We start from the raw sequence: 11,616 nt of genomic DNA on the forward strand, positions 1-11,616 counted from the left end.
CCTCAACGGAAACTCTCCGGTCGGGCGGTCGGTGACGAAGCAGGAAAACCCAGAGCGCGAGCTGTGGGGGTCCCCGCCCCAGTGGGGCGGGGAGGATGTCAAACGGCGAACTCCTGGAATGCGATGGTCTTTTCGACCGGGTAGTACTCCGAGCCGAGCAGCTCGCGGATGATGCAGGCGTTGCGGTAGGCGCCCATGCCCAGGTCGGGGCTGGTGATGCTGTGGGTGTGGACACCGGCGTTCTGGAGGAAGACACCCCGGCCGGTGACGTCGACGGCGTAGTTGCGGCCCAGGTCGAAGTTGCCGTGGCCGTCGTAGCGCAGGCGGTCGCGGACCGGCCTCAGGAACTCCGGCTCGCGGTACTGGTAGCCGGTGGCCAGCACCAGGCCCTCGCTGCCCAGCTCGTAGTCCTTGCCCTGCTCCTCCTGGCGGAGGCAGAGGGTGTAGACGCCGTCCTGATGACTGGCTTTCGTCAGAGCGGAGTTGGTGAGCAGCCGGGTATGGACGGGGCCGCCGAGGTTCTTCTGGTAGAGCAGGTCGAAGATCTCATTGATCAGGTCGCCGTCGATGCCCTTGAACAGGCCCTTCTGCTGGGAGGTGACCCGGTAGCGGGTGTCCTCGGGGAGCGCGTGGAAGTAGTCGATGTACTCCGGGGAGGTCATCTCCAGCGTGAGCTTGGTGTACTCCAGCGGGAAGAACCGCGGAGAGCGGGTGACCCAGTTGAGCCGGTAGCCGTGGACGTCGATCTCGCTGAGCAGGTCGTGGTAGATCTCGGCCGCCGACTGCCCGCTGCCGACCAGGGTGATGGAGCGCTTCTTCTGCAGCTCCGCCTTGCCGTCCAGATAGCGGGAGCTGTGGATGAAGTCGCCGTCCAGACCCTCGCACGCCTCCGGGATGTGGGGCGGGGTGCCGGTGCCGAGGACCAGGTGTTCGGCGCGGTAGGTGTCACCGGCGTCGGTGTGCACCGCGTACAGGCCGTCCTCCCAGGTCACCTCGGTGACCGTGGTGCCGAAGCGGACGCTGGTCAGCTTGCCCGCGGCCCAGCGGCAGTAGTCGTCGTACTCGACCCGCAGTGGGTAGAAGTTCTCCCGGATGTAGAACGAGTACAGCCGGTCCCTCTCCTTCAGGTAGTTGAGGAAGGAGTACGGCGAGGTCGGGTCGGCGAGGGTGACCAGGTCGGACAGGAACGGCGTCTGGAGGTGGGCGCCGTCCAGGAACATCCCGGCGTGCCACTCGAAGTCGGGCTTTGCGTCGAGGAAGACGCCGTTCAGCTCCTCGATGGGCTCGGTGAGGCAGGCCAGGCCGAGGTTGAAGGGGCCGAGGCCGATCCCCACGAAGTCGAGGACGGGGCTGGCTTCAGGAAGCGCGGTCAAGGGACTCTCCCAGGTACTGCTCGGCGTGGCCGGCGATCAGGTCGAGGACGGCGGCGATGTCGGCCGCGGTGGTCTCGGGGTTGAGCAGGGTGAACTTCAGGTAGTGGCGGCCGTCGGCCTTGGTGCCCGCGACCACGGCGTCCCCGGAGGCGAACAGGGCCTTGCGGGCGTACAGGTTGGCGCGGTCGACCTCGGCCGGGTCGGTGACGGCCGCCGGGACGTAGCGGAAGACCAGGGTGGACAGCGAGGGCGCCACGACCACGTCGTAGCGGGGGTCCGCGGCGAGCATCCGCCAGCCCTCCTGGGCCAGTTCGCAGACCTCGTCGAAGAGTTCGCCGATGCCGTCGGCGCCCATCACCCGCAGCGTCATCCACAGCTTCAGCGCGTCGAAGCGGCGGGTGGTTTGAAGGGACTTGTCCACCTGGTTGGGGATGCGCTCCAGGACCGCGCGGCGCGGATTGAGGTACTCCGCGTGGTAGGTGGCGTGCCGCAGGGTGGCCGCGTCCCGGACCAGCACGGCGGAGGAACTCACCGGCTGGAAGAAGGACTTGTGGTAGTCGACGGTGACCGAGTCGGCGAGCTCGATGCCGTCGATGCGGTCGCGGTGCTTCAGCGAGGTGAGCAGTCCGCAGCCGTAGGCGGCGTCCACGTGCATCCACACCCCGAACTGCCGGCAGAGCGCGGCGATCTCGGGGAGCGGGTCGATGGAGCCGAAGTCGGTGGTGCCCGCGGTGGCGACGACGGCCATCGGCACGAGCCCCTCCTGGGCGCAGCGTTCCAGTTCGTGGGCGAGCGCGACGGTGTGCATCCGCTTGTCGTGGTCGACCGGGACGGTGACGACCGCGTCCGGGCCGAGACCGAGGAGTGCGGCGGATTTCTGCACGCTGAAGTGGCCGGCCTCGGAGGCGAAGACGCGGAGCCGGCCGTACGACTCGGCCTTGGCCTCCTCGCGGGCCAGCAGCAGCGCCTGGAGGTTGGACTGGGTGCCGCCCGAGGTGAACACGCCGTCGGCGGCGGGTCCGAGGCCGATGCGGGCACTCGTCCAGTCGATCAGTCTGCGCTCGATGAGTGTGCCGCCGGCCGACTGGTCCCAGGTGTCCAGGGAGGAGTTGACCGCGCAGAGCACGGCCTCGCCGACCACCGCCGGGATGACGACCGGGCAGTTGAGGTGGGCGAGATAGCGCGGGTGGTGGAAGTAGACGGCGTCCCGGAGGTAGACCTCGTCCAGCTCGTCCAGCGCGGCGGTGGTGTCTCCGAGGGGCCGGTCGAGGTCCACGGAGTCGACGCGGGGAGCGAGGCCGTCGGCTGTGACGCCGGTGAACGGTCGTGCGGTGGTGGCGAGTCTGGCCGCCACCCGCTCCACTCCTTCGGTCACGGAGCGGCGGTACGTCTCCGCGGTGAGGCCGTTGAGCAGGTGCGAGCGCATGGGGTGGTCCTCCGGGGGAGACGCGAGCGGGTGAAGTTCCGCGGCTTCAACTTAGGTTAGCCTAACCTAAGTAAAGGTGTGTTGGGCACACCTCTGCCGCGGTGACGGTCCCTGAGGGGTTCCGGTGCTCAGGCGGCGCTCTCGCGGAGCTGTTCCTCCGTCAGTCCGCGTCGCCAGTAACCGGTGAAGGTCACCCGCCGCCGGTCGGTGCCGCGTTCGCCGGTGAAGTGCCGCCGCAGCTCCCGCACCCGGCCCGCCTCTCCTGCGAGCCAGACGTACGGACCGCTGTGCGCGGGCAGTTCGGCCGCGCGCAGGGCCTCCACGGCCGAGGGGGCGCCCCCGTGCCGTACGAGCCAGGTGACGCGGGCGTCCGCCTCGGTGTGCACGTCCTGGATGTCCCCGGCGTGCGGCACCTCCAGCCAGGCGTGGACACGGGTGGCCGCCGGCAGCGACTCCAGTACGGCCGTCGCGGCCGGTACGGCGGTCTCGTCGCCCCACATGACGACCAGGTCGGTGTCGTCCGGGGCGCGGAAGCGGACCGCCCGGTTGTCGGCGAGCGCCGGGCCGAGCAGCAGCACCCGGTCGCCCCGGGCGGCACCGGCGGCCCAGCGGGAGGCCGGGCCGGCCGGGGCCGGGGCGCCGGGGGCGGTGCCGTGCAGGACGAAGTCGATGTCGATCTCGTCCGGGTCCCGGCGCAGCGCGCGCAGGGTGTACGAGCGCATCACGGCCCGTACGTCGTCCGGGAGTTCACGCCAGCCGTGCCACCAGTCGTCACCCAGCTCCAGCGGCACCACCGGCTCGCTCTGGCCGGGATGCGGCAGGAACAGCGAGAGGGACTGGTCACGGCCGAGCGAGTGGAGCTCCGGCAGCTCGGGGCCGGTGAAGGTGACACGGAGCAGAGACGGGCCGAGCCGCCTCGTCCGGGCCACCCGGAGGGCGAAGAACCGGAACGGAGCGGTCGCGGCCGTCGTCATGCGGGGCTCCTGAACGTCGGGGCGATCCAGGTGGAAAGGGTCAGCCGACCTTCCTGGCCGTCTCGATGGCCTCGGCGAGGTTCTCCAGCAGCGGGGCGCACTTGTCGTAGGACAGGATCGGTTCTGCCGAGCGGGGGATGACCTGGCCGGCCTTGACGGCGGGCAGCTTCTTCCAGGTGGCCTTGGTGATGTCGGCGGGCTGAACGGCCGAGGAGCGGTCGTCCATGATGATGACGTCTGCCGGGTGCTTGTCGACGTTCTCCCAGCTCAGCGTCTCGAACCAGCCTCCGGTGGGCTTCTTGGCCGCCTCCGAGGGCTCGACGAATTTCACGCCGAGGGACTTGAAGTACTCCAGGTCCGCGGAGAGGTCGGTGCCGGAGACGTAGAACGCGTCCTGCGCGGCGGAACCGGCCATCACCCTGATCTCGGGGCGGGACCTGGCTGCCTTGCGCAGCCGGGCGGCGGCATCCTCGAAGCGCTTCCTGGCGTCGGTGATCCTGGCCGACCCGGTGTCGGCGCCGAGGGACTCCGCCAGCTCCCACATCCGCTGGAGGGGGCCGGTGAGCGGGCGGTCGTAGACCGAGACCGCGACGCTGGGCGCCAGCTTCGCTATCTTCGCGGCGGACTCCAGGGGCACGTACCAGAGGGCGCCCTTGGGGTCGAAGGTGGTGGTGAGAAGGACCTGGGGGCCGAAGGCCGCGTACTCCTCGACGTTGAACTGGCCGAAGACATTGCCGAAGACGGTCAGCTTGCTGACGTCCATGTCGCCGGCCTGCACATCGGCCTTGCCGTCCTTGGTCTTCGTCGGGCCGAAGACGCCCTTGACCTCGATGCCGTAGTCGTACAGCGCGGCGGCGACTCCGGTGAAGGCGACGATCCTGGTGGGGACCGAGTCCAGCTCCACGGTCTGGCCGCGGTCGTCCTTGAAGCTCCACGAGCCGGGCCTGCCGGGCTTCTCCCGCCCCCCGGACCCACCGCTGTTCCCCTTGTCGTCGCCGCACGCGGCGAGCGCGACGCCGAGCCCGAGGGCGCCGCCCGCGGCGAGGACGCCGCGGCGAGTGAGATGGGTGGTACGGGTGTGGGGCATGGGTGTGACTGCTTTCGACCGGGGCGGACACCGCCTGACCAATTCGAAGCAAGGTTAGCCTAACCTTGCTTGTTGTCCAGGGTCAGGGCGCCCGCCCCGCCGGGTCGTTCTCCTGACTCAGCCGCTCAGGCCCAACTCCCTCGCGATCAGCATGCGCTGGACCTCGCTGGTGCCCTCGCCGATCTCCAGGATCTTGGAGTCCCGCCACATGCGGGCCACCGGGTACTCGTTCATGAAGCCGTAGCCGCCGTGGATCTGCGTGGCGTCACGGGCGTTGTCGACGGCGACGGTGGAGGAGTACAGCTTGGCGATGGCCGCCTCCTTCTTGAAGGGTTCGCCCGCCACCAGGCGGGCCGCCGCGTCGCGCCAGGCGAGGCGGGCGGTGTGGGCCTTCATCTCCATGTCGGCCAGCTTGAACTGGACGGCCTGGTTGGCGCCGATGGGTCGGCCGAAGGCCTGCCGCTCCTTGGCGTAGCGCAGCGACTCGTCGACGCAGCCCTGCGCGAGCCCGGTACCCAGCGCGGCGATCGCGATGCGGCCCTCGTCCAGGATGCGGAGGAACTGCGCGTAGCCGCGGCCCTGTTCGCCGAGCAGGTTGGCGGCCGGGACCCGCACGTCCTGGAAGGACAGCTCACGGGTGTCCGAGGCGTTCCAGCCCACCTTGGAGTAGGGAGCGGCGACCGTGAAGCCCGGCGTGCCCGAGGGGACGATGATCGCGGAGATCAGCGGCTTGCCGTCGGGCTTGCGGCCGGTCACCGCGGTGACCGTCACCAGGCCGGTGATGTCGGTGCCGGAGTTGGTGATGAAGCACTTGCTGCCGTTGACGACCCACTCGTCGGTGTCCGGGTCCAGCCGGGCCGTCGTGCGGGTCGCTCCCGCGTCCGAGCCGCCGTCCGGTTCGGTCAGCCCGAACGCGCCCAGGATCTCGCCCGCGCACAGTCGGGGCAGCCACTCGGCCTTCTGTTCCTCGGTGCCGAAGAGATGGATCGGCATGGCGCCCAGCGAGACGCCCGCCTCCAGGGTGATGGCCACGGACGAGTCCACCCGGGCCAGTTCCTCCAGCGCGATGCCCAGCGCCAGGTAGTCGCCGCCCATCCCGCCGTACTCCTCGGGGAACGGCAGTCCGAACAGGCCCATCCGGCCCATCTCGCGGACGATCTCGTACGGGAACTCGTGCCGCTCGTAGAAGTCGCCGATCTTCGGCGCCACGACGTCGTGCGCGAACTCCTCCACCGTGCGGCGGAGTTCCTCCAGCTCGGGGCTGAGGCGATGGTCCATGCTGATCACTGGTCCTTGTCGGGCTGGATCGTGGCGCCGAGGGCGCGGACGGTGCGGGAGGGGCTCGGGCGGCCCAGCCGGCCCGCCATCCAGACACTGGTGGCGGTCAGCAGGCCGAGGTCGACCCCGGTCTCGATGCCGAGGCCGCGCAGCATCCACACCAGGTCCTCGGTGGCGAGGTTGCCGGTGGCGGACTTGGCGTACGGGCAGCCGCCGAGGCCGCCCGCGGAGGCGTCGACAGTGGTGACGCCGTGCTGGAGCGCCGCGTAGGTGTTCGCGAGGGCCTGGCCGTAGGTGTCGTGGAAGTGGACGCCCAGCCCGGCGGTGGGCAGGCCCGCCTCGTTCAGCAGGGTGAGCAGGGCGCGGACCTGGCCCGGTGTGGCGACTCCGACGGTGTCGCCGAGGCTCAGCTCGTCGCAGCCCATGTCCCTCAGGGCCGCGCACACCCGGACCACCTGGGGGAGCGGTACCTCGCCCTCCCAGGGATCGCCGAAGCACATCGACACATAGCCGCGGACATGGGCGCCCGCGTCCTTGGCCTGCCGCACCACCGGCTCGAACACGGCCAGCGACTCGTCCACCGTGCGGTTGAGGTTGGCCTTGGCGAAGGACTCCGTCGCGCTGGCGAACACCGCGATCCGCCGTGCCCCGAGCGCGAGGGCCCGGTCGAGACCGCGCTGGTTGGGCACCAGCACCGGCAGCTCGGCGTCCACGTCGGACACCTGCGGGAACAGCTCCTCGGCGTCGGCCAGCTGGGGCACCCACTTGGGGTGCACGAAGCTGGTCGCCTCGATGGTGGTCAGGCCCGCCGCGCGCAGCCGGCGGATGAACTCCGCCTTCACCGCGGTCGGTACGGCCGCCTTCTCGTTCTGGAGCCCGTCGCGCGCGCCCACCTCGTGGATGCGGACCCGCGCGGGGAGGCCGGGGCCGGGGACGACCATGGGCAGCGCGTTCACTCCGCCTCCTCCTTCGGCGTGATGACGGCCAGCACCTGGTCCATGGCGACCGTGCTGCCGGGCGTCACGTCGAGCTCGGCGACCGTGCCGGCGTGCGGGGCGGAGACGACGTGCTCCATCTTCATCGCCTCCACCACCAGCAGGCTCTGCCCGGCCTCGACCTCGTCGCCGACGGCCACCTTCACCACCGTCACCGTGCCCGGCATGGGCGCGGTCAGCGAGTCGGCGCCCGCGTGCGCGGAGCGGCTCAGCGAGGCGGCCACCGGGTCGTGGTCCCGCACCTGCCAGGCGTCACCGTCCCGGCCCAGCCAGTCGGCTGCGCGGCGGAAGGTGTGGCGGACACCGTCCAGTGTGACGCTCACCGTGCCGGGCGTGACGTGGGCGCCGCTTCCGCGCAGGGCGTGGGCCACGGGTTCCTCGCCGGGCACGCGCAGGGGGAACGACACCGGCTTCGGGGTACCGCTCAGCCGCCAGCCGTCCGGCACCGAGAAGGGGTCCACCCAGCCGCCGCCCTCGGGGCGCAGCTCCTCCAGGCGGACGGCCGCCGCCGCCTCGTAGACCTCCGGCGGAACTTCCGCCGGGAGCAGGCCGTCCACAGCGCGCTCCACCAGCCCGGTGTCCAGCTCGCCCGCCACCACGGCGGGGTGCGCGAGCAGCCGGCGCAGGAAGCCCGCGTTCGTCGGGACGCCCAGGGTGACCGTCTCCGCGAGGGCCGCGCGGAGCTTGCGCAGGGCGGTCGCGCGGTCGGGGCCGTAGGCGATCACCTTGGAGAGCATCGGGTCGTACAGGCTGCCGACCTCGGTGCCCTCGCTGAGCCCGGAATCGGTGCGGACGCCGTCGCCCTGCGGCTCGGCCAGCAGCAGGACCGTTCCGCCCGAGGGGAGGAAGCCGCGGGAGGGGTCCTCGGCGCAGATGCGGGCCTCCACCGCGTGCCCGGTCAGCGTCACGTCCTCCTGGGCGAGGCCCAGCGGCTCGCCGGACGCGACCCGGAGCTGCCACTCGACCAGGTCGAGACCGGTGACCAGCTCGGTCACCGGGTGCTCCACCTGGAGGCGGGTGTTCATCTCCATGAAGTAGTACGAGGACGGGTCACCACCCGGCACGATGAACTCCACCGTGCCTGCGCCCCGGTACCCGCACGAGCGGGCCGCCTGCACGGCCGCCTCGCCCATCGCGGCGCGGGTCGCCTCGTCGAGCAGGACGCTGGGCGCCTCCTCGATGATCTTCTGGTGGCGCCGCTGGAGCGAGCACTCGCGCTCGCCGAGGTGCACGACGTTGCCGTGGCCGTCGGCGAGGACCTGGATCTCGATGTGCCGGGGGCGGTCGATCCACCGCTCCACCAGCAGGGTGTCGTCGCCGAAGGAGGCGCGGGCCTCGCGGCGGGCGGCCGCGATCTCCTCGGCCAGCGCGGCCTCGTCCCGCACCAGGCGCATGCCCTTGCCGCCGCCGCCGGCCGAGGGCTTCAGCAGCACCGGCATGCCGATCTCGCGGGCCGCGTCGGCAAGCTGGGCGTCGGTCAGCCCGCTGCCGCTGGAGCCCGGCACGACCGGCACCCCGGCCGCGCGCACCGTCTCCTTGGCCCGGATCTTGTCGCCCATCAGGGCGATGGCGTCGGCGGACGGCCCGATGAAGACGAGCCCCGCCTCCTCGCAGGCGCGCGCGAAGCCGGCGTTCTCGGCGAGGAAGCCGTAGCCGGGGTGGACGGCCTGGGCGCCGGTGCGGGCGGCGGCCTCCAGCAGCCGCTCCACCGACAGATAGCTCTCCGAAGCCGGGGCCGGGCCGATCCGGACGGCCGTGTCGGCCTCCCTGACGTGCCGCGCGTCGGCGTCGGCGTCGGAGAAGACCGCCACCGAGCGCACGCCGAGCGCGCGGAGCGTGCGGATGACCCGCACGGCGATCTCGCCCCGGTTGGCGACCAGCACTGTGTCGAACACGGAAGTTCCCCTCCCTCTCACATCCGGAAGACGCCGAACCGGGGCTCTCCCAGCGGCGCGTTGGCACAGGCGGTCAGGGCGAGGCCGAGCACCTGACGGGTCTGGAGCGGGTCGATCACGCCGTCGTCCCAGAGGCGGGCGGTGGCGTAGTAGGCGCTGCCCTGGCCCTCGTACTGCGCGCGGATCGGGGCCTTGAAGGCTTCCTCGTCCTCGGCGGGCCAGTCCTCGCCGCGCGCCTCCATCTGGTCCCGCTTGACGGTGGCGAGCACCGAGGCGGCCTGCTCGCCGCCCATGACGGAGATCTTGGCGCCGGGCCACATCCACAGGAAGCGGGGGGAGTAGGCGCGGCCGCACATCGAGTAGTTGCCCGCGCCGTAGGAGCCGCCGACGACGACCGTCAGCTTCGGCACCCGGGTGCAGGCGACGGCGGTGACCATCTTGGCGCCGTGCTTGGCGATGCCGCCGGCCTCGTAGTCCTTGCCGACCATGAAGCCGGAGATGTTCTGGAGGAAGACCAGCGGGATGCCGCGCTGGTCGCACAGCTCGATGAAGTGCGCGCCCTTCTGGGCGGACTCGGAGAACAGGATGCCGTTGTTGGCGACGATGCCGACCGGGTGGCCGTGGACGCGGGCGAAGCCGGTGACCAGGGTCTGGCCGAACTCGGACTTGAACTCGCTGAAGCGCGAGCCGTCGACCACGCGGGCGATGATCTCGCGGACGTCGTAGGGGGTGCGCGAGTCGACCGGGACCGCGCCGTACAGCCCGAAGGGGTCGACCTTGGGCTCGACGGCCGCGGTCACCTCCCAGGGGGCGTCCTTGCGGGCGGGCAGGGTGGCGACGATGTTCCGCACGATCCTGAGCGCGTGCGCGTCGTCCTCGGCGAGGTGGTCGGTGACGCCGGAGACGCGGGAGTGGACCTCGCCGCCGCCCAGCTCCTCCGCCGTGACGACCTCGCCTGTCGCGGCCTTCACCAGCGGGGGGCCGCCGAGGAAGATCGTGCCCTGGTCGCGGACGATCACCGCCTCGTCGCTCATCGCCGGGACGTACGCGCCGCCGGCCGTGCAGGAGCCGAGGACCGCGGCGATCTGCGGGATGCCGGCCGCGGACATGCGGGCCTGGTTGTAGAAGATGCGGCCGAAGTGGTCGCGGTCGGGGAAGACCTCGTCCTGCATGGGCAGGAAGGCGCCGCCGGAGTCCACCAGGTAGACGCAGGGCAGCCGGTTGTCGAGGGCCACCTCCTGGGCGCGCAGGTGCTTCTTCACCGTCATCGGGTAGTACGTGCCGCCCTTGACGGTCGCGTCGTTGGCGACGATCACGCACTCGCGGCCGCTGACCCGGCCGATCCCGGCGATCACCCCCGCCGCCGGGGCCTGTCCGTCGTACATCCCGTCGGCCGCGAGGGGGGCCAGCTCCAGGAAGGGGGAGCCCGGATCGAGCAGGGCGTCCACCCGGTCCCTCGGCAGCAGCTTGCCGCGCGCGGTGTGCCGGGCGCGCGCCTTCTCCCCTCCGCCGAGGGCCGCGGCCGCCAGCTTGGCGCGCAGCTCCTCGCCCAGGGCGAGATGGGCCTGTTCATTGGCCCGCCAGGCCTCCGACGCGGGGTCTGCCGCGCTCGTCAGCTCCGGTGCCTCGTGCATCCTGCGAACCCCTCACCTTGTTAATGAGCGTTAACGCACTTCCCTCAGGTTAACGACCGCTAACCTCGCTGTCTACAATGAACCGCATGGCCAGCAGAACCGACGCCCCGACCCGGCGCCAGCAGATCCTCAGGGAGGCGGCCCGCCTCTTCGCCGAGCGCGGGTTCCACGGCGTGGGCGTGGACGAGATAGGGGCTGCGGTCGGCATCAGCGGTCCCGGCCTCTACCGGCACTTCCCCGGCAAGGACGCGATGCTCGCGGAGCTGCTCGTGGGCATCAGCGGCCAGCTCCTCACCGGCGCGCGCCGCCGCCTGGCGGAGACGGACACCCGGGACGGCGCCCGTGGGGTGCTGGACGCCCTCATCGAGGGCCACATCGACTTCGCCCTGGACGACCGCCCCCTGATCACCCTCCACGACCGCGAGCTGGACCGCCTGCGCGACAGCGACCGCAAGCTCGTCCGCCAGCTCCAGCGCCAGTACGTGGAGCTCTGGGTCGGCGTCGTCCGCGAGGTCCATCCCGCCCTCACCGAGCCCGCCGCCCGCTCGGCGGTCCACTCCGTCTTCGGCCTCCTCAACTCCACCCCCCACCTCGGCCGCTCCGGCACCCTCCCGGGCAGGGCGACGACGGCGACGCTGCTGCACCGGATGGCGCGGGGCGCCTTCGCGGCGGCGGGCTCTTGAACGGGCCCGCAGCAGGAGGCATCTCAGTACGCTGACCTCACGGATTACGCGAAGATGCGCGCGATCGCCGAGGAGCTCGGCGCCTACGCCGAGCGGCTCGAAGGGGCCTGAAGTGTCGAGATCGGTCCGTCGGGCCCGATACTGGCCATGACGTGCCCGTCGAAGCGCCCACTCCGACCCCTGCAAGGGCCGCTACGCCCGCAAGGACGCGTACATCTTCGGCGACACCGCCCCCTTCGGTCCCTGGCTGATCGACACCGCCGTCTTCCGG

At 71.4% G+C, this 11,616-nt stretch carries 9 protein-coding genes; 1 reads left to right on the forward strand and 8 read right to left on the reverse strand.

Annotated features, from left to right (window positions below; all coding sequences use genetic code 11):
• Positions 1–98: 98 nt before the first annotated feature.
• From ACWCV3_RS02360 to ACWCV3_RS02395, 8 genes are all read right to left on the reverse strand, one after another.
• Positions 99–1,373 carry a lysine N(6)-hydroxylase/L-ornithine N(5)-oxygenase family protein gene (locus ACWCV3_RS02360; RefSeq protein WP_451217140.1) on the reverse strand — a complete coding sequence of 425 codons (1,275 nt, stop codon included), beginning with the start codon at positions 1,371–1,373 and terminating at the stop codon, positions 99–101.
• Complete coding sequence (desA, locus tag ACWCV3_RS02365) at positions 1,357–2,799, reverse strand: lysine decarboxylase DesA (RefSeq protein ID WP_451217143.1); 1,443 nt, start codon at positions 2,797–2,799, stop codon at positions 1,357–1,359. The genes ACWCV3_RS02360 and desA overlap by 17 nt, the downstream gene beginning before the upstream one ends.
• 128 nt (positions 2,800–2,927) lie before the next feature.
• Positions 2,928–3,773: a siderophore-interacting protein gene (locus ACWCV3_RS02370; RefSeq protein WP_451217146.1), complete on the reverse strand. Its 846-nt coding sequence runs from the start codon at positions 3,771–3,773 to the stop codon at positions 2,928–2,930.
• 40 nt (positions 3,774–3,813) lie between these two features.
• Positions 3,814–4,860, reverse strand: a complete 1,047-nt coding sequence (locus ACWCV3_RS02375; protein WP_451217150.1) for an ABC transporter substrate-binding protein — start codon at positions 4,858–4,860, stop codon at positions 3,814–3,816.
• A gap of 117 nt (positions 4,861–4,977) precedes the next feature.
• Entirely contained in the window at positions 4,978–6,138 is a 1,161-nt protein-coding gene (locus tag ACWCV3_RS02380) for an acyl-CoA dehydrogenase family protein (protein ID WP_451217153.1), read from the reverse strand.
• Positions 6,139–6,143: 5 nt separating this feature from the next.
• A complete protein-coding gene (locus ACWCV3_RS02385) occupies positions 6,144–7,079 on the reverse strand; it encodes a hydroxymethylglutaryl-CoA lyase (protein ID WP_451217550.1) in 936 nt (311 codons plus the stop codon).
• Between the two features lie 11 nt (positions 7,080–7,090).
• Complete coding sequence (locus tag ACWCV3_RS02390) at positions 7,091–9,028, reverse strand: acetyl-CoA carboxylase biotin carboxylase subunit (protein ID WP_451217156.1); 1,938 nt, start codon at positions 9,026–9,028, stop codon at positions 7,091–7,093.
• A gap of 17 nt (positions 9,029–9,045) precedes the next feature.
• Positions 9,046–10,662, reverse strand: a complete 1,617-nt coding sequence (locus tag ACWCV3_RS02395) for a carboxyl transferase domain-containing protein (RefSeq protein WP_451217159.1) — start codon at positions 10,660–10,662, stop codon at positions 9,046–9,048.
• Positions 10,663–10,748: 86 nt separating this feature from the next.
• Between ACWCV3_RS02395 and ACWCV3_RS02400 the strand changes: the two genes are divergently transcribed.
• Positions 10,749–11,345: an SACE_7040 family transcriptional regulator gene (locus ACWCV3_RS02400; protein ID WP_451217162.1), complete on the forward strand. Its 597-nt coding sequence runs from the start codon at positions 10,749–10,751 to the stop codon at positions 11,343–11,345.
• Positions 11,346–11,616 lie beyond the last annotated feature (271 nt).

It is taken from the genome of Streptomyces sp. NPDC001781, from assembly GCF_053596035.1.

Coding starts and splice junctions, on each gene's coding strand:
- desA (WP_451217143.1), bottom strand. CDS start 2,799: ATGCGCTCGCACCTGCTCAACGGCCTCACCGCGGAGACGTACCGCCGC.
- ACWCV3_RS02385 (WP_451217550.1), bottom strand. CDS start 7,079: ATGGTCGTCCCCGGCCCCGGCCTCCCCGCGCGGGTCCGCATCCACGAG.
- ACWCV3_RS02395 (WP_451217159.1), bottom strand. CDS start 10,662: ATGCACGAGGCACCGGAGCTGACGAGCGCGGCAGACCCCGCGTCGGAG.
- ACWCV3_RS02400 (WP_451217162.1), top strand. CDS start 10,749: ATGGCCAGCAGAACCGACGCCCCGACCCGGCGCCAGCAGATCCTCAGG.
- ACWCV3_RS02380 (WP_451217153.1), bottom strand. CDS start 6,138: ATGGACCATCGCCTCAGCCCCGAGCTGGAGGAACTCCGCCGCACGGTG.
- ACWCV3_RS02370 (WP_451217146.1), bottom strand. CDS start 3,773: ATGACGACGGCCGCGACCGCTCCGTTCCGGTTCTTCGCCCTCCGGGTG.
- ACWCV3_RS02375 (WP_451217150.1), bottom strand. CDS start 4,860: ATGCCCCACACCCGTACCACCCATCTCACTCGCCGCGGCGTCCTCGCC.